The sequence below is a fragment of the Pseudoxanthomonas sp. UTMC 1351 genome (assembly GCF_040948865.1).
GTDB lineage: Bacteria > Pseudomonadota > Gammaproteobacteria > Xanthomonadales > Xanthomonadaceae > Pseudoxanthomonas_A.
In genome coordinates, this window is the sequence record NZ_JAVGJT010000021.1 from 1 (window position 1) to 21,787 (window position 21,787).

At 63.5% G+C, this 21,787-nt stretch carries 18 protein-coding genes and 1 pseudogene; 15 read left to right on the forward strand and 4 right to left on the reverse strand.

Annotated elements, in window-relative coordinates; translation table 11 throughout:
* Window positions 1-20 precede the first annotated feature (20 nt).
* A complete protein-coding gene (locus tag AB6O04_RS14960; protein ID WP_368564890.1) occupies window positions 21-1,523 on the reverse strand; it encodes a helicase HerA-like domain-containing protein in 1,503 nt (500 codons plus the stop codon).
* A 138-nt stretch (window positions 1,524-1,661) separates the two neighbouring features.
* Between AB6O04_RS14960 and AB6O04_RS14965 the strand changes: the two genes are divergently transcribed.
* Window positions 1,662-3,230, forward strand: coding sequence for a transglycosylase SLT domain-containing protein (locus tag AB6O04_RS14965; RefSeq protein WP_368564891.1), 1,569 nt, complete (start codon window positions 1,662-1,664; stop codon window positions 3,228-3,230).
* A 47-nt stretch (window positions 3,231-3,277) separates the two neighbouring features.
* Here the strand turns inward: AB6O04_RS14965 and asd are convergent, their stop codons facing one another.
* Together asd and AB6O04_RS14975 are read right to left on the reverse strand one after the other, a co-directional pair.
* Entirely contained in the window at window positions 3,278-4,120 is an 843-nt protein-coding gene (gene asd, locus AB6O04_RS14970; protein ID WP_368564892.1) for an archaetidylserine decarboxylase, read from the reverse strand.
* Window positions 4,117-4,770 (reverse strand): SCO family protein, encoded by a 654-nt coding sequence (locus AB6O04_RS14975; protein ID WP_368564893.1) that lies wholly within the window; start codon window positions 4,768-4,770, stop codon window positions 4,117-4,119. The genes asd and AB6O04_RS14975 overlap by 4 nt, the downstream gene beginning before the upstream one ends.
* A 199-nt stretch (window positions 4,771-4,969) precedes the next feature.
* Between AB6O04_RS14975 and prmB the strand changes: the two genes are divergently transcribed.
* From prmB to AB6O04_RS15010, 7 genes and pseudogenes are all read left to right on the forward strand, one after another.
* A complete protein-coding gene (prmB, locus tag AB6O04_RS14980) occupies window positions 4,970-5,899 on the forward strand; it encodes a 50S ribosomal protein L3 N(5)-glutamine methyltransferase (protein WP_368564894.1) in 930 nt (309 codons plus the stop codon).
* Between the two features lie 115 nt (window positions 5,900-6,014).
* Complete coding sequence (gene aroC / locus AB6O04_RS14985; protein WP_368564895.1) at window positions 6,015-7,133, forward strand: chorismate synthase; 1,119 nt, start codon at window positions 6,015-6,017, stop codon at window positions 7,131-7,133.
* Window positions 7,126-8,178 carry a 2-hydroxyacid dehydrogenase gene (locus AB6O04_RS14990; RefSeq protein WP_368564896.1) on the forward strand — a complete coding sequence of 351 codons (1,053 nt, stop codon included), beginning with the start codon at window positions 7,126-7,128 and terminating at the stop codon, window positions 8,176-8,178. Before aroC ends, AB6O04_RS14990 begins: the two co-directional genes overlap by 8 nt.
* A gap of 89 nt (window positions 8,179-8,267) precedes the next feature.
* Window positions 8,268-9,293, forward strand: coding sequence for an aspartate-semialdehyde dehydrogenase (locus AB6O04_RS14995; protein WP_368564897.1), 1,026 nt, complete (start codon window positions 8,268-8,270; stop codon window positions 9,291-9,293).
* Between the two features lie 39 nt (window positions 9,294-9,332).
* On the forward strand, window positions 9,333-11,051 hold the full coding sequence (locus AB6O04_RS15000) for a FimV/HubP family polar landmark protein (RefSeq protein ID WP_368564898.1): 1,719 nt from the start codon (window positions 9,333-9,335) through the stop codon (window positions 11,049-11,051).
* An 18-nt stretch (window positions 11,052-11,069) separates the two neighbouring features.
* Window positions 11,070-11,846 (forward strand): annotated as a pseudogene (truA, locus tag AB6O04_RS15005) (tRNA pseudouridine(38-40) synthase TruA); the annotation flags it as partial.
* A 263-nt stretch (window positions 11,847-12,109) separates the two neighbouring features.
* Complete coding sequence (locus AB6O04_RS15010) at window positions 12,110-12,751, forward strand: phosphoribosylanthranilate isomerase (protein ID WP_368564899.1); 642 nt, start codon at window positions 12,110-12,112, stop codon at window positions 12,749-12,751.
* 6 nt (window positions 12,752-12,757) lie between these two features.
* Here the strand turns inward: AB6O04_RS15010 and AB6O04_RS15015 are convergent, their stop codons facing one another.
* Entirely contained in the window at window positions 12,758-13,651 is an 894-nt protein-coding gene (locus AB6O04_RS15015; RefSeq protein ID WP_368564900.1) for a LysR family transcriptional regulator, read from the reverse strand.
* A 132-nt stretch (window positions 13,652-13,783) separates the two neighbouring features.
* Between AB6O04_RS15015 and trpB the strand changes: the two genes are divergently transcribed.
* The 7 genes from trpB (at window position 13,784) to AB6O04_RS15050 (ending at window position 21,738) form a co-directional block, all read left to right on the forward strand.
* Window positions 13,784-15,001 (forward strand): tryptophan synthase subunit beta, encoded by a 1,218-nt coding sequence (gene trpB / locus AB6O04_RS15020; protein WP_368564901.1) that lies wholly within the window; start codon window positions 13,784-13,786, stop codon window positions 14,999-15,001.
* Between the two features lie 122 nt (window positions 15,002-15,123).
* Window positions 15,124-15,927, forward strand: coding sequence for a tryptophan synthase subunit alpha (gene trpA, locus AB6O04_RS15025; protein ID WP_368564902.1), 804 nt, complete (start codon window positions 15,124-15,126; stop codon window positions 15,925-15,927).
* A 70-nt stretch (window positions 15,928-15,997) separates the two neighbouring features.
* Complete coding sequence (gene accD / locus AB6O04_RS15030; protein ID WP_368564903.1) at window positions 15,998-16,891, forward strand: acetyl-CoA carboxylase, carboxyltransferase subunit beta; 894 nt, start codon at window positions 15,998-16,000, stop codon at window positions 16,889-16,891.
* 142 nt (window positions 16,892-17,033) lie between these two features.
* A complete protein-coding gene (gene glmM / locus AB6O04_RS15035; protein WP_368564904.1) occupies window positions 17,034-18,377 on the forward strand; it encodes a phosphoglucosamine mutase in 1,344 nt (447 codons plus the stop codon).
* 116 nt (window positions 18,378-18,493) lie between these two features.
* Entirely contained in the window at window positions 18,494-19,432 is a 939-nt protein-coding gene (locus AB6O04_RS15040; RefSeq protein WP_368564905.1) for an isopenicillin N synthase family dioxygenase, read from the forward strand.
* A gap of 77 nt (window positions 19,433-19,509) precedes the next feature.
* Window positions 19,510-20,880 (forward strand): nodulation protein NfeD, encoded by a 1,371-nt coding sequence (locus tag AB6O04_RS15045; RefSeq protein ID WP_368564906.1) that lies wholly within the window; start codon window positions 19,510-19,512, stop codon window positions 20,878-20,880.
* A 102-nt stretch (window positions 20,881-20,982) separates the two neighbouring features.
* Complete coding sequence (locus AB6O04_RS15050) at window positions 20,983-21,738, forward strand: slipin family protein (protein WP_368564907.1); 756 nt, start codon at window positions 20,983-20,985, stop codon at window positions 21,736-21,738.
* Window positions 21,739-21,787 lie beyond the last annotated feature (49 nt).

The window sequence follows — 21,787 nt, forward strand, 5'->3', positions numbered from 1 at the left end:
GACCCATCCTACCGAGGCTATCAACGCTTACCGCCAAATATGCTGCCCAAAATGCCACGCAAGATCTGACGGCCCAGTTGATTGCCGACGGTGCGTGCGGTTTGCTTGGCCATGGTTTCCACGATGCCCTGGCGGCGCTTGGTGCCGAACACCGCGTCTTTCACGGTCTGGCCGAATCCGCCTGCGTCAGGGTCATCCTGCTCGGTTTTCGCCGCCGGTGCGCCTGCCGCCTGCAAAGCGCTGTCGGCGCGCTTGGCCAACATTTCCGACGCCGATTCCCGATCAACCGCCATGTCGTACTTCACGCCTACCGGGCTGCCGGCGCGCACTTGAGCGCGTTCGGCTTCGGTAATGGCACCCATGCGGCAGCGTGGCGGCGAAACCATGGTCTGCTGCACGGGCGCGGGAATGCCTTTGTCCTGCAACGTCGAGATCAGCGCCTCGCCAGTGCCCAGCTGCGAAATGGCCTTCGCGACGTCAAGCTTGGGATTCGGTACGAAGGTTTCGGCTGCCGTTTTCACTGCTTTCTGATCGCGCGGCGTGAACGCGCGCAGCGCGTGCTGCACTCGATTACCTAACTGGCCCAGGATGTTGGACGGTACGTCATCGGGGAATTGCGAACAGAAGTACACCCCCACGCCCTTGGAACGGATCAGGCGTACCACCTGTTCGATACGCTGCTGCAGCGACGCCGGCGCATCGTCGAACAACAGGTGCGCTTCGTCGAATACGAACACCAGCTTGGGCTTTTCCAGATCGCCCACTTCCGGCAGGGTTTCGAATAGCTCCGACAGCAGCCAGAGCAGGAAGCTGGAATACAGACGCGGCTTGAGGATCAGCTGGTCGGCGGCCAGGATGCCAATGACACCGCGGCCGTCAGGTGTCGTACGCATCAGGTCGGCCAATTCCAGCGCCGGTTCGCCGAAGAAGGCTTCGCCGCCATCCTGCGACAGACGCAACAGCGCGCGCTGAATGGCGCCCACCGACTGCACGCTGACCAGACCGTAGCTGGTGGAAATGTCCTTGCGTTCGGCGGCCACCAGATTAAGCAGCGCCCGCAGATCTTCCAGGTCCAGCAGCAACAGACCTCGGTCGTCGGCCAGCTTGAATACGATATCCAGTACGCCGGACTGAGTGTCGTTCAGTTCCAGGATGCGCGAGATCAGGGTAGGGCCCATCTCGCTGACGGTGGTACGCACCGGGTGGCCCAACTTGCCGTACAAGTCCCAGAACACCACGGGGTTGGCGCCGGGCGCGTAATCACCAATGCCGATGTCCTTCGCGCGCTGCAGCACTTTTTCGCTGCCGTCGCCGGCGGTGGCCAGTCCGGCCACGTCGCCCTTCACGTCGGCCATGAACACCGGCACGCCCATGCGCGAGAAGCCTTCGGCTACCGTCATCAGCGTCACGGTTTTGCCGGTGCCGGTAGCGCCGGCGACCAAGCCGTGGCGATTGCCGAACTTCGGCTGCAGAAACACGGGAATGTCGTCGGTGACGCCTTTGCCGAGCAGAATCGGATCCATGATGCTTCCCTTGAAGTGATCGGGAGATTCTAGCCGCTGAACTTGTCTGGCGGCGCGCGGTCTCTCTTTCACCTCCGACCTTGCCCGCAACGGGACGGTAGGGCTACCCTCCCACCTCACGTTATCGATCTTGAAGTGATGCCTTCCCCATACGCTTTCGTTCGTCTGTGGCCCGCGCTGGCCATTCTTGCATTGCTGCTGATGGCGCCTTCGGCGCTGGCGCAGCGTGTTTCCGCCCGCGATAAAGCCGCCGTCGAAGCGCTCAACGCACGCATGGCCGCCGCAGAAAAGCGCTATCGCGATGGACTGGTGCTGATCGCGAACAACGATCTCAAGGGCGCCGCCGAAAGCGATGCGGCATTGGAGGATATGGAAGACGTCATGGATGCATGCATCCAGCAGCGCGGCTGCCAGGTGCATACGTTGCTGACCGCCTACAAGCGTTTGCTGAAGGAAAATGCCGACGCCGAATCGCCCGCATCCGAAGAAACCACCGATACGGATATCGGAGAGGAGAGCGACCATAGCGTCGCCCCGGCGACCAACATCCCGGAAGCGGCGCGCGCGGCGGGATTGTTGAACGATCAACGCCATGCCTTTGACAAGATGGTCCAGTACAACCCGGCGGTACAGGCCGGCATTCGCCGCTGGTTGACCGATATGCGCGGCGCGCTGATCACCAGCTATGAGAACTATCAGAACATGCGGGCGGAGATGTACCCGAGCTGGGAGAGCCACCGGCTTCCGGAAGCGTTGCTGTTCGGCATCATGGCCAAGGAGTCCAACGGACGCGTGCACGCCACCTCGCGCGCGGGCGCGGCGGGGCCAATGCAGTTCATGCATGCCACCGGCCGCCGGTTTGGCTTGGGTCCGGATGGCAGCGGTTTCGACACGCGTTACGACCCTTATGCTTCTGGTGAGGCAAGCGCGGCCTACATCAACGAGCGGATGCGCGAGTTGAACAACAACATCGAACTGGCGTTGGCGGCTTACAACGGTGGTGAAGGACGCGCCGGGCGCGTGTATCGGCAGAACCCGGGCCTCGGATTCTGGAACGACGTGGTCTACAGCCAGTTCCCAGGCGAAACGCGTGACTACGTGCCGATGGTGATCGCAGCGGCGTGGCTGTTCCTGCACCCCAAGCAGTATGGATTGGAGTTCCCCAAGGTCACGGTGCAGCCGGCGCCACTGAAGCTGGCCAAGGACAGCTCCATCTACGAGTTGACCATCTGCCTGGGCAACGGCGGCACGCGCGAAGGATTCATGCGGGCGCTTCGCAACCTCAACCCCCGTTATGAGGCTGAAACCTGGATTCCCGCCGGCACAACGTTGAAGGCCAATACCAAGATCGTCGGGCTCTACAACCGTTACTGCATAAGCGGGCCGCGCGCCGACCTGGCACGCACGCTGGTCACCGCCGATCCCACTGCCGCAATCATCCGGTCATTGGGCGGCAACGTCGCCGTCGGCGACGTGACGCCGGTGGAAGGGGTTCCGACCACGGTCGCGACCGGCCAACCGAAACCGGCTGTCCCCAAGGCCAAACAGGCGCGTGAATACCGCATTGCCAAGGGCGACACCTTGGGCCGCGTTTCGCAACGCTACCGGTGCGATCTGAAGCGGCTTGCCCGTGCCAACGGCATCAAAAGCCCCCGCTACAACGTGCTGCCAGGCCAGATGATCAGGTTGGAGAGCTGCAAGAAGTGAAGTGGGGTCGTCAACCTGTAGCGTGCGCTGTGCGCACGATCGCTCTGCTAGATGAGTCGCGCCAATGCCTGGCCAAGCTTAACTGGCGATTCCGCGCGCAACTCCGGGGCCAATTCAGCTACGCCAGGTGGCAGCAAAATGATTACCGTCGATCCGTAGTTGAATCTAGCCATCTCATCAAAACGATCCAGCACCACATTCCCGCCCCGGTAGTCCTTCACAGTGATGGCATCGCCATAGCGGGGAATTTCCACGCCGCTCCAGACGGTTTCCACGCCGGACACCAGCAGCGCGCCTACCATCACCGATGCCATGGGGCCGAAGTCGGTGTCGAAGTGGCAGACCAGGCGTTCGTTGCGGGCGAACAGACGCGGCACGCTGGCGACGGCATCGGTACCCACGCTGAAAAGCCGGCCGGGTACGTGCACTGTTTCGCGCAGCGTGCCTTTCCAAGGCATGTGCACGCGGTGGTAGTCGCGCGGTGACAGATACACGGTGGCGAACAGGCCGTTGTGGAATGGCTCGGCGGCTTGTTCGTCGCCCAGCAGCTCGGCTGCGGTGAACGACTGTCCCTTGGCCTGGAAGATGCGTCCGTTTTCGATGGGGCCGCATTGGCTGATCCGGCCATCGGCCGGCATTAGCAACGCGCGCGGATCCGGGTCCGGTGTTCGCGCGCCGGTTTTGAGTGCGCGGGTGAAGAACGCATTGAACGTCGGATAGGCGGTCGGATCGGATTCCGCCGCTTCCGACAGGTCCACGCCGAACTTGCGCACGACCGTATCGATCAGCCACTGCTTTAGACCTGGTGACGGCGAATACGCCAAACGGCGTGCCAGGGAAGACACCCAACGATGCGGCAGCACATAAGTCAGGGAAGTAACCAGACTCATCGCACGGCCGCCTCGGTCAGCATCTGCAGGTCGGTGGCGATCGCCTGCGGTTTGAACGGAGGACGGATCAATCCGGTCAGCCGGCCCTGCGGGTCCAGCACCGCGATAGCCGACGAATGATCCATGCTGTAGTCGTCCGGGTTTTCGGCAAAGCCTTTGCCGGGTACTTTCATGAAGACGAAGCCCAGCGACTTCGCGAACTGCTCCAGCGCCGGTACATCCGCCGTCGCCGCCAGCGTGTCCGGGTGGAAAGCATGCGCGTATTCGCCGATGCGGGTGGGGGTATCGCGTTCCGGGTCCACCGACACGAACAGCACGCGCGGCCGGGTGGAGTCGGGCAGCGACTTCCACTGGTTTTGCGCCTGCGCCAGCTCCGCGAGCGTGGTGGGGCAGACATCCGGACAGAACGTGAAACCCAGGAACACCAGCGTCCAATGGCCATTCAACTCGCCGGAAGCCAGCTGGGTGCCGTCCGATTGGCGCAACGAGAACGGCGGCAGCGTACGCGATTGCGGAAACAGGGTGACGACCTGAGTCTGCGGCCATTGCGACGACACCGAAACTGGGCCGAAGAACTTCTGAGCGGCGAGTAGGCCGAGGCCCGCGGCCAATGCCAACAGCAGGATTAGGCCGATTTTCTTGTTGAACATGGGCAGTGAGTCTCGAAAAGAGCCGTTCCGGCCCGGTCCTCGGGCGGAAGAAGCGGCAACCCCGCCATGATACCGGCCGGGCACGGGAGGCGTGGCGCCGTGTTCGGAGCAGACCGCACCGGCGCGGCGCACTCCGAATGCGGCGACACGCCCTATAATCGGGTGCCCCAACGACGGGCCGCACCCCCGAAGCCTTGCCATGACTGCCGAAGCAGCCGCAGAACTGCACACCATCATCGATCTGATCCGCTACGGCGCCAGCCGTTTCAATGCCGCAGGACTGACCTTCGGGCACAGCTACGACAACGCTCTGGACGAATCCACCCATCTGGTGCTGCATACCCTGCACCTGCCGCCGGATATCGGCCCGGCTTATGGCCAGGCACGGGTGACGTCATCGGAAAAAGCACAGGTGCTGGCGTTGTTTCAGCGCCGCCTGGACGAACGCGTGCCCGTCGCCTACCTGACCGGCGAGGCCTGGTTCGCGGGTTTGAGTTTCAAGAGCGATTCGCGCGCGCTAGTGCCGCGCTCGCCGATCGCCGAATTGATCGAAGCCGGTTTCGAGCCATGGCTGGGCGGGCGTGAGGTGAACCACGCCCTGGATCTGTGCACGGGTTCGGGCTGCATCGCCATCGCCATGGGCCACTACCACCCCGATTGGCAGGTTGACGGTGCGGACATTAGCGACGACGCGTTGGCGCTGGCTGCCGAAAACAAGGCACGCCTGCACGCCGACAATGTCCAACTGATCAAATCCGACCTGTTCTCCGGGTTGACCGGCAAGCACTACGAACTGATCGTCACCAATCCGCCCTATGTCACCAACGCCGAGACCGACGCGCTGCCGAAGGAATACTCCTTCGAGCCCGATCTGGGTCTGCGTGCCGGCGATGATGGGCTGGACTTGGTGCTCAAGATCCTGCGAGACGCACCGCTGCACCTGAGCCAGGAAGGCCTGCTGATCTGCGAAGTGGGCGAATCCGAACGCGCCCTGGTCAAGCTGCTGCCTGACGTCGAGTTCGCGTGGATCGAGTTCAAAGTAGGTCAGATGGGCATTTTCGCGGTGGAATGCGCCGAGCTGATCCACCACAACGCGCGCATCCGCGAACTGGCCGACGCGCGAAAATGAAACGCGCCACCCAACCGGGCTTTTCCCCGGTCTGAATCGCCGAGCTTGCTTGGCGGGTCCTCTCCGGGTTACACCGGAGCAGCGGAGCAAGCTCCGCTCTACGCGAGAAGCGATCTTGAGCAGCAACACCTTCGGAAAACTACTGTCGGTCACTACCTTCGGCGAATCCCACGGGCCGGCCATCGGCTGCGTGGTCGATGGCTGCCCGCCGGGACTGGAGATTGCGCCGGAAGAATTCCGCCACGATCTGGAGCGCCGCGCCACCGGCAAGAGCCGGCACACCTCGGCCCGCCGTGAGGCGGACGAGGTGGAAATCCTAAGCGGCGTCTATGAAGGCCGCACCACCGGTACGCCCATCGCGCTGCTGATCCGCAACACCGATGCGCGCAGCAAGGATTACAGCAATATCGCCCAGCAGTTCCGCCCGGGACATGCCGATTACACCTATTGGCAGAAATACGGCATTCGCGACCCACGCGGCGGCGGGCGCTCTTCCGCGCGCGAAACCACCATGCGAGTGGCCGCCGGGGTAATCGCCAAGAAGTGGCTGGCGCAGCGCTACGGCGTGACCGTGCGCGGATACCTGTCGCAGTTGGGCGAAGTCCTGCCCCAGGGTTTCGATTGGAATGCGGTCGAAGACAACCCGTTCTTCTGGCCTTGCGCAGAACAGGTGCCTGAGCTGGAAAGCTATATGGACTCGCTGCGCAAGTCTGGCGATTCGGTTGGCGCGCGTGTCAATGTCGTAGCAGATGGCGTGCCGGCGGGCTGGGGCGAGCCGATCTACGGCAAGCTGGACGGCGACCTGGCCGCTGCGCTGATGAGCATCAATGCAGTCAAGGGTGTGGAGATCGGCGATGGCTTCGCCGCTGTCGCGCAGAAGGGCACCGAACACCGCGATGAAATAACGCCGCAAGGATTCTTGTCCAATCACGCCGGCGGCATCCTGGGCGGCATCGCGACGGGGCAACAGGTCACCGCTTCCATTGCGTTGAAGCCGACTTCCAGCTTGCGCCTGCCGGGCCGCACGGTGGATGTCGCGGGCGAAGCCGTGGAGGTGATCACCACCGGCCGCCACGACCCTTGCGTCGGCATCCGCGCCACGCCCATCGCGGAAGCGATGATGGCATTGGTGCTGATGGACCAAGCGCTGCGTCATCGCGCGCAATGCGGCGATGTCGGTGAGGTTCCTCCGATGATTCCCGCCGACGCCCAGCCCGGATCCTTCGGTGGCTGAACCGCGCCGCCGCGTCTGGGTGTCGCAGCCACTGTTCGACGACATCGTCGGACGGCTGGCGGTGCATTTCGATGTGGCCGCTCCCGCCCGGGTGATGGAGTACACGCCGGTACAGATCGCCGACGCTTTGCGCCAAGCGGACGGCGTGCTGGCAACCTTGAACGAGCGCATCGGCGTCGAAGAAATTGCTGGCGCTGCACGGCTCCGCGCCATCGCCAACGTCGGCGTCGGCTACAACAACCTCGATGTCGCCGCACTGACGCAGGCCGGCATCCTGGCGACGAATACGCCGGACGTGCTGACCGAAACCACTGCCGACTTCGGCTTCGCGCTGCTGATGGCCACCGCCCGCCGAATTACGGAATCGGAACGCTGGTTGCGCGAGGGCCGCTGGACGCAATGGTCGTTCGATTCCATGCTGGGCGCGGATCTGCACGGCAGTACGTTGGGCATCCTGGGCATGGGCAGGATCGGGCAGGGCATCGCACGCCGTGCCGTGGGTTTCGACATGCGCGTGCTGTATCACAATCGCAGCCGCCTGCCCGTGGACACCGAGCAAGCCTGCCGCGCTGAGTACGTCGATCTGGATCGCCTGCTCGCGCAGTCCGATCATCTGTTGCTGGTGCTGCCGTATTCGCCGCAAAGCCACCACATCATCGACGCGGCGGCGCTGGCGAAGATGAAGCCGACAGCCACCCTGGTGAACATCGCCCGCGGCGGTTTGATCGACGAGCTGGCCTTGGCACAGGCCTTGGCGGGCGGACGCTTGGCTGCCGCCGGCCTGGACGTGTTCGAAGGCGAGCCCGCCGTGCGGCCGGAATTGTTGGCCCTGCGCAACGTGGTGCTGACGCCCCATATCGCCAGCGGCAGTCTGGCGACCCGCCGTGCGATGGTGTCGCTGGCGGTAGACAATCTGATCGCGGCTTTGGGCGAAGGCCCCGCTGCGGGAAATCCACCCAACCTCATCAACGGCGATGCGCTGCGTGCGGCCGGCCTGACCGGCAACACCGGTGGCGGCGCCCGTAAAACTGCGATTAAACGTTAGGGAACCCCGGCCATGCCGGTCGGTTCCCCGAACACAGCCCCGCATTCCGTCCGCTATTCCCTTACCTCTAATTCGCGAAAACAACCCAAATGAGTAATCAGAACCGTCGTTTCAAGGTCGCTGTCGTCGGAGCCACCGGCGCAGTCGGCGAAACCATGCTGAACATCCTGGCCGAGCGCCAGTTCCCCGTCTCCGAACTGGTCGCCCTGGCGTCCGAGCGTTCGGCTGGCAGCACCGTCGATTTCGGCGGGCAGAAGATTGATGTGCAGGACTTGGCCACGTTCGACCCGACCGGCGTCGACATCGCACTGTTCTCCGCTGGCGGCAGCGTATCCAAGGAATATGGCCCCAAGTTCGCCGCAGCAGGCGCGGTGGTCATCGATAACTCCTCGGCGTTCCGCTATGACGACGACGTGCCGCTGGTGGTCAGCGAAGTGAATCCGGAACAGGTACAGAACCGTCCGCGCGGCATTATCGCCAACCCCAACTGCTCCACCATGCAGATGCTGGTGGCGTTGGCGCCGATCCACCGCAAGGTCGGCATCGAACGCATCAACGTGGCAACCTACCAGTCGGTTTCCGGTGCGGGCCGTTCCGCGCTGGAAGAGCTCGGACGGCAGACGGGCGCCCTGTTGAACTTCCAGGATCCGGATCCGCAGCGTTTCCCGGTGCAGATCGCCTTCAATCTGATCCCGCACATCGACGACTTCATGGACAACGGCTACACCAAGGAAGAAATGAAGCTGGTGTGGGAAACCCGCAAGATCCTGGGCGACGACAGCATCCAGGTGAACCCCACCGCGGTGCGCGTGCCGGTGTTCTACGGGCATTCGGAAGCAGTCAACATCGAGACCAAGGTCAAGATCACGCCGGAAGAAGCGCGCCAACTGCTGGAATCGGCGCCGGGCGTGGAAGTGGTGGACGACCGCAAAGCCGGTGGCTACCCGACGCCGGTCACCCATGCGTCCGGCACCGATCCGGTGTACGTGGGTCGTATTCGCGATGATCTCTCGCATCCGCGCGGTCTCAATCTGTGGATCGTCTCGGACAACATCCGCAAGGGCGCGGCGCTGAATGCCGTGCAGTTGGCGGAATTGGTGGCGAAAAACGGTTAAGCCGTTATATTCGTGGCCGGGATAGGACGGGGAGAGGCTGTGTCGGGTTCGGCAAGACATCGATCGGCGTATTGGATCGGACTGGCGTTGGCGCTGTGCAGCAGCGCCGCGATGGCCCTGGGCCTGGGCGAGATCCGGGTCAAGTCGCAGCCAGGGCAGCCGCTGCTGGCCGAAATCCCGGTCATCTCCAACGAGCCCGGTGAACTGGAACAGCTCAGTGCGCGTCTGGCCTCGCCCGTTACTTTCGAGCGGGTGGGGCTGCCGCGTCCGCAGGGACTCGTCAACGAACTGGATTTCGCGGTCGCCCTGGATGATGCCGGGCGACCGATCATCCGGGTCACCAGCCGGGTGCCGGTCGACGTGGCGGCGGTCAATTTCCTGATCGAAGTCGACTGGGGACAAGGACGGCTGGTACGCGAATACTCGGCGCTGGTCAGTACTCCCGGCACATTGGCCGCCGCGGGACAGCCGCCCATCGATGCACCGGTGGCGGCGCCCAGCGATTTGATCGTCCGTACGCCGGAATCGCCGGTGACGGAGCTGCCTCCCGAACCTGCTGTGTTAGAGGCACCGCCGCAACCGGTTGCCGTAGCTACCGTTCCACAGGCGCCGGCCGCTCCAGTGGCGCCGACACCGTCATTCGACGCTGACAGCGCGATGGCGCCGGTACGCCGCGGCCAGACGCTGTCGCAGATCGCCGCACCTCTGGCCGCACAGCAAGGCTATACGCTGGATCAGACGATGGTGGCGCTGCTGCGGGCCAATCCCGAAGCCTTCATCAACGGCAATATCAACCTGCTGAAGCAAGGGGCCGTGCTGCGGCTACCGCAGCCGACTGAAGTGGCGCAACTACAGGAGGCCGAAGCGGCGGCGCTGGTACGAAGCCAGATCGCCGAGTGGCGGCAGGCGCGCCGGCCGATTCCGCAACCGGCGGCGGTCGCAGATACAGTACAGCGGCCGACGTCTACATCCTCCGCTCCGCAAGTGGGGGAGGCGCGACTGGAAATCGCGCCGCCCGCGGCGAGTGCGGCGAATACACCAGGAACACAGTCCGGCATCAGTGCCGGCGGCGAGGGCGACATGCTGGCGAACGAGCAACTGCAGCAGACCAGGGAAGATCTGGCCGCGCGCGAATCCGAACTACAGGAACTGCGCGCACAGGTGGCGGAACTGGAAAAGCTGAAGCAGCAGCAGGAGCAGTTGTTGGCGATGAAGGACAGCGATCTGGCCGCGGCGCAACAGCGGCTGGCGCAGTCGCAGGGCGATGCCGGCGTGCCAGTGTGGATGTGGGCCGGTCTGGGTCTGCTGCTGATCGGTGCATTGGCTTGGGGCTGGTCGCAGCGCCGTAAGCGGGTGATGCCGGTCGTCACGTCACGCGCGCCGATTTTCGACAGCGCTGCGCTGGCGGCGGCTATGCCGACCGCCACGGCAGCGGCACCGGTGCAAGAACCCGACGTACAGGAAGATCTTTACGAAGCAACCGAAACTGCGGTGACACCTGCCGTGGAAGAGACGCCCGCATTCGCGCACAAATCGGTGCAATCGACAGCCAAACCCGCCTGGCACTCCGGTGATAGCGCGACAACCGTCGCACCGTTGAATCCGGCCCCGGCAGGGCGTGAGAGGCTGGAGCTGGCGGTGGCCTATCTGGACCTGGGCGATGTCGCGACCGCGCGCGACCTGTTGAACGAAGTGGCCGTGGGTGGCGACGACCGCGCGCGTGATGAAGCTTTGCAGCTGTTGCGCGAGATTGGCTGACAGTAGCGTGAGGTTCTGATGCGCTACGCGCTGGGCGTCGAATACGACGGCGGCGAGTTCCTGGGCTGGCAACGGTTGAGCAAGCCCGGTAAGCCGGATGTGAGCACCGTGCAAGCCGCATTGGAGAGTGCGCTGTCGTTCGTGGCCAGTGAACCGGTCGCCACCGTTTGCGCCGGCCGCACCGACGCTGGCGTGCACGCACAATGCCAGGTCGTGCATTTCGATAGCGACGCAGCGCGTAGCCCCCGCAACTGGGCCTTGGGCGTTACGTCGCAACTGCCGCCTTCGATCAGCGTGCTTTGGTGCCAGCCGATGCCGGAGGATTTCCACGCCCGTTTTTCCGCGCGCGCGCGCCGCTATCGGTACACCATCCTGAATCGCGCCGTGCGTCCTGCGTTGGGGCGGCAGTATCTGAGCTGGCAGCGGTTGCCATTGGGTGCGGAGGCGATGCATCGTGCTGCGCAAGCACTGCTTGGCGAAAACGACTTCAGCGCCTTCCGTACCGTGCATTGCCAGGCACCACATCCCAATCGTGATTTGCAGTCGATCTCGGTGCGCCGCGAAGGTGAACAGGTGATCGTCGAGGTACAAGCCAACGCCTTCCTGCATCACATGGTGCGCAACATCGTCGGCTCGCTGCTGCTGGTAGGGCGAGGCGAACAACCAGAAGGATGGATCGCCGAACTACTGGCCGGCCGCGACCGCACCGTGGCTGGCCCGACGGCGCCGCCGGATGGGCTGGTCTTCGTCAGTCCGCTGTATCCGGCGCACTGGGGATTGCCCGGTGAGGTGACGCTGGACAAGGCGCACCCGCTGTACGATGAGCCGAAGGCACGCCCTTTGCGCGTTGAGGCGAGGAGTGAGTTCGCTTCGGCTTCGGCTGGATCTCCCCCTTTGAAAAAGGGGGACTAAGGGGGATTTGCTGTTGCTCTTGTTTTGAAAAGGCAGAGCAACAGCAAATCCCCCGTAGCCCCCTTTACAACGGGGGCGAAAGCCGCATGCTTTCCCGTTTCCCGTTTCCCGTTTCCCGTTTCCCGTTTCCCGTTTCCCTGGCTCCCATGTCCCAAACCCGCATCAAATTCTGTGGCCTCACCCGTGCCGAAGACGTCCGTCTTGCGGTGGAGTTGGGTGTGGACTACGTGGGCTTGGTGTTCGCGCCGCAGAGCCCGCGACGGTTGCTGCTGGGGCAGGCAAAAATGCTGCGTGACCTGGTGCCGGAAGAGATCGCACTGGTCGCGCTGGTGATGGACAACAAAGCTGCTGAGATCGACACGATCATCAAAGACATTCAGCCGGACATCCTGCAATTCCACGGCGCCGAGGATGATGCGTTCTGTGCTGCTTTCGGTCGGCCATTCTTCAAAGCCATTGCGATGGGCGGAAATTCCGAAGGCGCATTTGCCGCCATCGCGCGATATCCCTCCGCCAGCGGCCTGCTGTTCGATGGGCACGCGGCGGGAGAGCAGGGTGGCAGTGGTCAGCGCTTCGATTGGAAACAGTTGCCTTCGGCGTTGGACAAACCTTATTTGCTGGCCGGTGGGCTGTCCGCCGACAACGTCGCGGTGGCCATACGCACAGCGCACCCGTGGGGCGTGGATGTATCCAGCGGCATCGAATCCTCGCCGGGCGCAAAGGACGCGGAAAAAATGCGCCGCTTCGTTGAGGCCGTCCGGCATGCGGATCATCCGCAATCATCGTAGCGTGCGCTACGACGTAGCTGCCAGCTCCACGCGCAACCACTCAGCCAACTCGGCCACACGTGTGTCGGTACTGCGCTGCGGTGCGCACAGCACCCAGATGCCTGTGGTGCGGGTAAAACCCCACGGCGCGGCCAGGCGGCCGGACGCGATGTCCTCACTCACCAGCGGTTGCGGGGCGATCGCGACCCCCATGCCGGCAACAGCGGCTTCCAGCAAATAGTAGAGATGATCGAAACCGGTGCCGAACCGCAGCGCCGCCGGATCCAGGCCGTTGTGTGTCGCCCAATTGGGCCAGGCCTGCGGACGTGAGGCGGTATGCAGCAGCGTTTCGCCTGGCAGTACCGAAGCCGGTTGGCGTTGCAGCGCCGCGTATCCCGCATAGCGTGGACTGACCACTGGGCCGATGTATTCCGGCGCCAGTTCGTGCACCTGCCATTGCGCCGGCCACGGCCGCTCCCCCAGCAGCAGCGCCGCATCCAATCCGGGCAGGTCTGCGTCGAATTCGCCTTCGTGCGCCGACAGATGCAGTTTCACCGAAGGCAGCTCCCGTCCCATCCGTTCCAGTCGCGGAATCACCCAGCGCGCCAGTATGCTGCCCGGGCAGCCCAGCACCAGCGCGGTGGGGCCGGCGTCGCGGCGCAGTTCACCATAGGTTTCCTGCAGCCGCGCGAAAGCGGCGCCAGCCGCGTCGCGCAAGCGGGCGCCAGTGACCGTCAACACTAAGCCGCGGCCCTGACGGGTGAACAACGGCCGTCCCAGATCGTTCTCCAGCGCCCGGATTTGGCGACTCACCGCACCATGGGTGACATGCAGTTCATCGGCCGCCCGGCTCACGCTTTCCAGGCGGGCGGCGGCCTCAAACGCACGCAGGGCGTTGAGCGAAGGCAGTTGGCGGCTCATCGATATGTGAGTTTTTCTGAGATGACTGGTCCGATTTTATAGCTTTTTGGCGCAGTCTCCGTGCGCTAAAGTGCAATCCCGGGTGCCGATCACCATGCCCCGATAGACACCCGAATAAATCCGGAACCGCCGATGACCGCCGCCAAGATCGAAGATTTTCACGCCTACCCGGACGCCAACGGCCATTTCGGCCGCTACGGCGGACGTTTCGTCGCCGAGACCCTGATCGGTCCGCTGCAGGAACTGTCGGCCGCCTATGACGCGGCCCGGGTCGATCCCACCTTCATCGCGGAGTTCGACCGTGACCTCAAGCACTACGTCGGACGACCCAGCCCCATCTACGAAGCCGAACGGCTATCGCGCGAAGTCGGCGGTGCTCGCATCCTGCTCAAGCGCGAAGATCTGAACCACACCGGCGCGCACAAGATCAACAACACCATAGGCCAGGCGTTGCTGGCCAGTCGCATGGGCAAGCAGCGGATCATCGCCGAAACCGGCGCCGGCCAGCACGGCGTTGCGTCGGCTACGGTGGCCGCGCGCCTGGGGTTGGAATGCGTGGTCTACATGGGCGCCACCGACATCGAGCGGCAGAAGATCAACGTCTATCGGATGAAGCTGCTCGGCGCGACCGTGGTGCCGGTTACCAGCGGTTCGCAAACGTTGAAGGATGCGCTGAACGAAGCCATGCGCGACTGGGTCACGAATGTCCACGACACCTTCTACATCATCGGTACGGTGGCCGGTCCCGATCCGTATCCGCGCATGGTGCGCGACTTCAATGCCATCGTCGGCCGCGAAGCGCGCGCGCAAATGCTGGAAGACTACGGTCGCCTGCCGGATGTCATCACCGCCTGCGTCGGCGGCGGCAGTAATGCCATCGGGCTATTCCATGCCTTCCTCAACGATCCTGGAGTAAAGATCGTCGGCGCCGAAGCCGCGGGCGACGGCATTGGCAGCGGACGCCACGCCGCTTCGATCGCGGCGGGCCGGCCCGGCGTATTGCACGGCAACCGCACCTATGTCCTCTGCGACGACGACGGCCAGATCATCGAAACCCATTCGGTCTCCGCCGGTTTGGACTATCCGGGCGTAGGTCCGGAGCATGCCTTCCTCAGCGACGCCGGCCGTGCACAGTACGTGGGTGTGACCGACGACGAAGCGCTGTCCGCGTTCCACACCTTGGCGCGTACCGAAGGCATCCTGGCGGCGTTGGAATCCAGTCATGCAGTGGCGCAGGCCATCAAGCTGGCGCGCGATCTACCGAAAGATGCGCTGGTGCTATGCAACTTGTCGGGGCGTGGCGATAAGGACGTGCATACCATCGCCGCGCGCGATGGGATCGATCTGTAAGTGGAAGAAGCGGGAACGGGGAACTGCGAACGGGGAATGAAACCGATCCGCGCCCTATCCGATTCTCGTGCTCTTTCATTCCCTGTTCCCCGGTCCCTGTTCCCGCTTTACGGATAAACGCCATGACCCGCCTCAAACAAAAATTCGCCGATCTCAAAGCGGCCGGCCGCAAAGCCCTGATTCCTTTCGTCACCGCGGGCGATCCGTCGTTGGAGTCCACCGTGCCGGTGATGCATGCGCTGGTGGATGCCGGTGCCGACGTGATCGAACTGGGCGTGCCGTTCTCCGATCCCATGGCGGACGGTCCGACCATCCAGCGCAGTTCCGAACGCGCGCTGGCGCGGGGCGCCGGGCTGCGCTATGTGCTGGAGGCGGTGGAGGTATTCAGGCAGCAGGACGACACCACGCCCATCGTGCTGATGGGTTATTTGAACCCGGTGGAAATCCAGGGCAGCGAGCATTTCGCCGCCGAAGCGATAAAGGCAGGCGTGGATGGCGTGCTGCTGGTCGACTTACCGCCAGAGGAAGCGGCCGAAACCCGCGACATCTTCAATCGGCACGGTCTGGACCTGATCGCATTGGCCTCACCGACCACCACCGCCGAGCGCCTGTCGATGCTGTGCGATCAGGCGCAGGGCTACCTCTATTACGTCAGCTTCGCCGGGGTCACGGGCGCATCGGACCGGCTGGACACCGTCGCAGCCAGCGACCGCTTGCGCCAACTGCGTGCGCTTTCGAAAGTTCCGGTGGCCGCTGGCTTCGGTATCAAGGACGCTGCCAGCGCGCGTGCCATGGCGGCTGATGCCGACGGCGTGGTGGTGGGCAGCGCCTTGGTCGCGGCGTTGGCGGAGGCTAAGGGTGCGGAAGACGCGGCGTCCCGCGCTGCAGCATTCCTGGCCCCTCTGAGGGAAGCGCTGGACGCCTGACCTGCCTCAACGGCGACTGAGCTAAACTGATGTGCTCTACGGCCCAACCTGAACGGGACCACCGACACGCATGAGCTGGCTCAGCAAATTAATGCCTTCGGGCATACGCACCGAAGGCGGTAGCGGCAAAGGAAAACGCAGCGTTCCTGAAGGACTCTGGGAAAAATGCGACCGTTGCGGTGCCGTTCTCTACCGACCGGAACTGGAAGAAAACCTGGAGGTCTGCCCCAAATGCAACTTCCATATGGCGATCCGCGCCCGTGCACGGCTGGCGTCGTTGTTCGACCCGGGCACCACCCAGGAAATCGGTGGTGAACTGGGGCCGGTCGACATCCTGAAGTTCAAGGATCAGAAAAAGTACTCCGAGCGCATCAAGGCGGCGCAGAAAGCCACCGGCGAACGCGATGCGCTGATTACCCTGCAAGGCAAGCTGAAGGGCAATGCGCTGGTCGCCAGCGCCTTCGATTTCGCCTACATGGGCGGGTCGATGGGATCGGTCGTGGGCGAGCGCTTTTCCCTGGGCGCGGAAAAAGCGCTCGAGATCGGCTCGCCGTTCGTTAGTTTCTCCGCCAGCGGCGGTGCACGTATGCAGGAGAGCCTGTTCTCGCTGATGCAGATGGCCAAGACGTCTGCCGCGCTGGGCAAGCTGCGTGAGGCGGGCCTGCCGTACATCTCGGTGCTGACGCATCCCACGACCGGTGGCGTATCGGCGTCCTTCGCCATGCTGGGCGACATCAATATCGCCGAGCCCGAGGCGCTGATCGGCTTTGCCGGCCCGCGCGTGATCGAGCAGACCGTGCGCGAAACCTTGCCGGAAGGCTTCCAGCGTTCGGAGTTCCTGCTGGAACACGGCGCCATCGATCAGATCTGCGACCGCCGCGAAATGCGCGACCGTTTGGCTGATCTTTTGGCGTTGATGATGCGACAGCCGAAACCGGAGGAGAGTCTGGAGGTGACCGCATGATTAGGAATACAAAAGCGGGAACAGGGAACGGGGAAAAGGGAATGACAGCAGCTGCACCCTGGAGTATCCCTGGACGTAGCCGTGCAATATTTTTCATTCCCCGTTCCCTGTTCCCCGTTCCCGCTTTTTCCGGACACCAACCATGAGCCGCAAATACTTCGGCACCGACGGCATTCGCGGCCGTGTCGGCCAAGGTCCCATTTCCGCTGACTTCGTGCTGCGGCTGGGCAATGCACTGGGGCGCGTGCTGATCGAGCGCAATGGCGGTCATCGGCCGACCGTAGTGATCGGCAAGGACACCCGCATTTCCGGCTATATGTTCGAAGCGGCCTTGGAAGCCGGACTGGTTGCCGCCGGGACCGACGTGCAGTTGCTGGGGCCGATGCCGACACCGGCGGTGGCATTCCTGACGCGCACCCTGGGCGCCGATGCCGGTATCGTGATCAGCGCTTCGCACAATCCGCATTACGACAACGGAATCAAGTTCTTCTCCGCCGAAGGCGAGAAACTCGACGACGCCACCGAAACCGCCATCGAAACGGCGCTGGATGCCGATTTCACAACGGCGGAATCGGAGAAGCTGGGCAAGGCGATCCGCGCCCGCGACGCCGTCGGTCGCTATATCGAGTTTTGCAAGGCCAGCGTGCCGCGTGGTTTCGACCTGCGCGGGCTGAAGATCGTGCTGGATTGCGCGCATGGCGCCAACTACCACATCGCACCGCTGATGTTCCGGGAGCTGGGGGCTGAGGTGATCGCCATCGGCGCTGAGCCGGACGGCTTGAACATCAACGCAGGTGTTGGTTCGATGCATATCGACAATCTGTCCCGGCAGGTACGCGAAGCTGGCGCCGACCTGGGCATTGCTTTCGACGGCGACGGCGATCGCGTATTGATGGCGGACGATGCGGGCAACCCAGTCGATGGTGACGATCTGATCTATGTCCTGGCCAAGAACTGGCAGGCCAGCGGACGGTTGCGCGGGGCTGTGGTGGGCACGTTGATGACCAACTACGGCTTGGAACGCGCGCTGGCGGAACTCGGCATCGCCTTCGTACGCGCCAAGGTTGGCGACCGCTATGTGCATCAGGCTTTGGTCGAAGGGCAGGGCGTGCTGGGCGGTGAGGCTTCCGGACATTTGCTATGCCTGGACCGCGCTACCACCGGCGACGCCATCGTCAGTGCGCTGCAGGTATTGGAGGCGCTGAAACGCAGCAAGCAATCGCTGAGGCAGGCGCTGGCCGGCCTGGCCAAGGTGCCGCAGAAGACCATCAACGTGCGCCTGACCAATGGTGCCAAACCGGTCGAAGCCCCTGGCGTGCAGGCTGCACTGTCCGACGCGCAAGCGGCCGTGGCCGGCCGTGGCCGCGCGTTCCTGCGTCCGTCCGGCACTGAGCCGGTGGTGCGGGTCACCGTGGAAGCCGACGACGACGCGCTGATGCAGGCGACGCTGGAAAAGCTGGCGGACGCGGTGCGTGCCGCGAGTTGAACGTTTGCAAACGCACGCCAGCTCGCCAGCCTAATCATCATTCTTCTTCTCTCATCCGGCGCTTCGCGCCACCTTCTCCCGACGGGAGAAGGAAACAAAGCTCATAGAGTTCACGCATGACTCCACGCATTCCCACCCTGGACATAACCCGTTTCGACAGCGACCGCGACGCCTTTGTGGCCGAACTGGGCGCGGCTTACCGCGAATGGGGCTTCGCCGGAATTCGCAACCACGGCGTTTCGCAGTCGCGGATCGAGGCGGCCTATCAGGTGTTCAAGCAGTTCTTCGCATTGCCGGAAGAAGTGAAGCGCAAGTATCACGTGCCAGGCGGTGGCGGTGCGCGAGGCTACACCCCGTTCGGGGTGGAGACGGCCAAGGATTCCAAATACTTCGACCTGAAAGAGTTCTGGCATATCGGTCGTGAAATCCCCCGCGATTCCAGATACGCCAACGTGATGCCGCCCAATCTGTGGCCAGAGGAGGTGCCTGGATTCCACGAGCACGGCTACGGCCTGTATCAGGATCTGGACAAGCTGGGTTCTCGCATACTGTCGGCATTGGCATTGCATATCGGCTTGCCGGAAAACTGGTTTGCCGACAAAACCAACTCCGGTAATTCCATCCTGCGCCCTATCCACTATCCGCCGATCACCACGGACGATATTCCCAATGTGCGCGCTGGCGCGCATGAGGACATCAACCTGATCACGTTGCTGGTGGGCGCCAGTGCGGCTGGTCTGGAAGTGTTGTCGCGCAAAGGCGAGTGGGTGCCGTTCACCGCCGAAGCGGACACCATCGTGGTCAACATCGGCGACATGCTGCAGCGCCTGACCAACCACGTGTATCCGTCCACTACGCACCGCGTGACGAACCCACCGGGAGAAGAAGCACGCAAGCCGCGCTACTCGGTGCCGTTCTTCCTGCACCCCAATCCTGATTTCCTCATCGACGTGCTGCCGTCCACCATCACCGCGGACAATCCCAAGCGCTACCCGGAGCCGATCACCGCGCAGGGTTACCTGGAAGAGCGGCTGAGGGAAATCAAGCTCAAGTAGCCGTCCGGAACAGGCGTATCCCGCCGGTTTCGGCGTTCGTAACCGGATATCAACACGGGCGGCGATATGATTTCGGCATGTCGCGGCGTTGGTGGCCAATGCTGCTGTGCGGGATCCTGCTGGCGTTCTTCGATGCCCGAGGCCAGCAAGCTGCGGGCGCTCACGCCGCGTTGATCGAAATCGACGGCGCCATCGGTCCGGCTACCGCCGGCTACTTCGAAAAAGCCAGCCGCCAAGCGGTGGCCAATGGCGCCAGCGTCATCGTGCTGCGCATCGATACGCCCGGCGGCTTGGATGGCGCCACGCGCGACATTATCCGGACCATTCTCAACTCGCCGGTGCCGGTAATCGGGTATGTGGCCCCAGGTGGTGCCCGCGCCGCCAGTGCAGGCACTTACATCTTGTATGCCTGCCACATTGCGGCAATGGCGCCAGCCACGCACCTGGGCGCGGCCACGCCAGTGCCGATCGGCGGCCGTGCATTTCCTCTTGGCGATGAAGAACCCAAGCCAGGCAGCGACGAGAAGAAAGACGGTGAAGACGCAAGGCCGCCGGCCCGTGGCGACGCCATGGAGAACAAGATCCTCGGCGACGCCGTCGCCTACATTCGGGGCTTGGCCGAGCGCCGCGGTCGCAATGCGGATTGGGCGGAGCGAGCGGTTCGGGAAGGGATCAGCGCCTCCTCGCGTGAAGCGCTGGAGCTGAAGGTCGTCGACCTGATCAGCGCCGACACAACCGCATTGCTGCGGCAAGCCAATGGCCGCAGCGTACTGCTCGCCGACGGCGAACGCACCCTGGCGACGACCGGCCTTCCGCTGCGCCCATACGCGCCGGACTGGCGCATGCGCTTCTTGTCGGTGCTGACCAATCCGGCGGTCGCTTATTTCCTGATCCTGGCCGGCATCTACGGACTGCTGCTGGAAGGCTACAACCCCGGTGCGGTGCTGCCGGGCGTGCTGGGCGCGATATGCCTGCTGCTGGGGCTGTTCGCGTTCCAGTTGCTGCCGGTCAACTACGTGGGCTTCGCGCTGCTGCTGTTGGGTGTGGTGCTGATCATCGCCGAATCGCTGGTGCCCAGTTTCGGGGTGCTGGGCTTTGGCGGCATCGCCGCCTTCGTGTTCGGCTCCATCCTGCTGCTCGACATCGATGTGCCGGGATATCGGACTCACCTGGGCATCGTGGCCGGTGTGGCGACAGTGGCCGTGTTGGCGATGGCTGGCACGGCGTATCTGGCGATGCGCTCGCGAAGGGCAGCGGTGGTCACCGGTGAAGCCGCACTTCGGCGCGCTGTGCTGGTGATCGATACCTTCGCGGAGGGCGGTGGCTGGGCCCGATTGGACGGCGAACGCTGGCGCGTCCGCGCCGATGAGCCGCTGGCACCGGGTGATCGCGTGCGGGTAACGCGCATGGATGGGCTGACGTTATGGGTGGAGAAGGACAGCGCCTGACAAGCGGGACGAGGAGCGACAGATATTGGCGAAGGAATGCTTCACTTAGACCGCGGCCGGAATCGCGGCATATGGCGCGGGAGCTGCGCGAAGGAGATAACCATGTTCGGATTCACCGGCGCCATCGTTGTCTTGCTGTTGGCCCTGATCGTCATGACGATCAAGATACTCAAGGAGTATCAGCGCGGGGTCATTCTCACTCTGGGGCGCTACACCGGTACCAAAGGCCCCGGGCTCATCATCGTCATTCCCGGCGTACAGAACATGATCCGCGTCGATCTGCGTACGGTGGTGATGGACGTCCCGACGCAGGACGTCATCTCGCGCGACAACGTATCGGTCAAGGTCAACGCGGTGGTGTACTTCCGTGTGGTCGAACCGGCCAAGGCGGTACTTCAGGTGGAGCACTACTACGAGGCTATCAGCCAGGTCGCCCAGACCACGTTGCGCTCGGTGCTGGGGCAGCACGAGCTGGACGAAATGCTGACCGAGCGAGACAAGCTCAACCAGGACATCCAGAAAATCCTGGATGAGCAAACCGACCCTTGGGGCGTCAAGGTGACGAACGTCGAGATCAAGCATGTTGATCTGGACGAAAGCATGATCCGGGCCATTGCCCAGCAGGCCGAGGCGGAACGGTCGCGGCGCGCCAAGGTGATCCATGCGGTCGGTGAAATGCAGGCCGCTGAAAAACTGAGCGAAGCGGCCGCGATTCTTGCGCAACAGCCGCAGGCGATGCAGTTGCGCTATATGCAAACGCTCATTGAGGTCGCCGGCGATAAGAATTCCACCATCGTGTTTCCGCTGCCGATGGATTTGATCGTGCCGTTGATGAAGAAGCTCGATTTGCCTGGGTAGGTCGGGCCACGCCCTAGAAGCTTTATGCTCCGACCTCAGGCGCGGTGAC

What these genes read in the sequence shown, in the direction of transcription:
- AB6O04_RS14960 (WP_368564890.1), bottom strand. Translation starts at nt 1,523, where the DNA reads ATGGATCCGATTCTGCTCGGCAAAGGCGTCACCGACGACATTCCCGTG.
- AB6O04_RS14965 (WP_368564891.1), top strand. Translation starts at nt 1,662, where the DNA reads ATGCCTTCCCCATACGCTTTCGTTCGTCTGTGGCCCGCGCTGGCCATT.
- asd (WP_368564892.1), bottom strand. Translation starts at nt 4,120, where the DNA reads ATGAGTCTGGTTACTTCCCTGACTTATGTGCTGCCGCATCGTTGGGTG.
- AB6O04_RS14975 (WP_368564893.1), bottom strand. Translation starts at nt 4,770, where the DNA reads ATGTTCAACAAGAAAATCGGCCTAATCCTGCTGTTGGCATTGGCCGCG.
- prmB (WP_368564894.1), top strand. Translation starts at nt 4,970, where the DNA reads ATGACTGCCGAAGCAGCCGCAGAACTGCACACCATCATCGATCTGATC.
- AB6O04_RS14995 (WP_368564897.1), top strand. Translation starts at nt 8,268, where the DNA reads ATGAGTAATCAGAACCGTCGTTTCAAGGTCGCTGTCGTCGGAGCCACC.
- AB6O04_RS15010 (WP_368564899.1), top strand. Translation starts at nt 12,110, where the DNA reads ATGTCCCAAACCCGCATCAAATTCTGTGGCCTCACCCGTGCCGAAGAC.
- AB6O04_RS15015 (WP_368564900.1), bottom strand. Translation starts at nt 13,651, where the DNA reads ATGAGCCGCCAACTGCCTTCGCTCAACGCCCTGCGTGCGTTTGAGGCC.
- trpB (WP_368564901.1), top strand. Translation starts at nt 13,784, where the DNA reads ATGACCGCCGCCAAGATCGAAGATTTTCACGCCTACCCGGACGCCAAC.
- trpA (WP_368564902.1), top strand. Translation starts at nt 15,124, where the DNA reads ATGACCCGCCTCAAACAAAAATTCGCCGATCTCAAAGCGGCCGGCCGC.
- accD (WP_368564903.1), top strand. Translation starts at nt 15,998, where the DNA reads ATGAGCTGGCTCAGCAAATTAATGCCTTCGGGCATACGCACCGAAGGC.
- glmM (WP_368564904.1), top strand. Translation starts at nt 17,034, where the DNA reads ATGAGCCGCAAATACTTCGGCACCGACGGCATTCGCGGCCGTGTCGGC.
- AB6O04_RS15040 (WP_368564905.1), top strand. Translation starts at nt 18,494, where the DNA reads ATGACTCCACGCATTCCCACCCTGGACATAACCCGTTTCGACAGCGAC.
- AB6O04_RS15045 (WP_368564906.1), top strand. Translation starts at nt 19,510, where the DNA reads ATGTCGCGGCGTTGGTGGCCAATGCTGCTGTGCGGGATCCTGCTGGCG.
- AB6O04_RS15050 (WP_368564907.1), top strand. Translation starts at nt 20,983, where the DNA reads ATGTTCGGATTCACCGGCGCCATCGTTGTCTTGCTGTTGGCCCTGATC.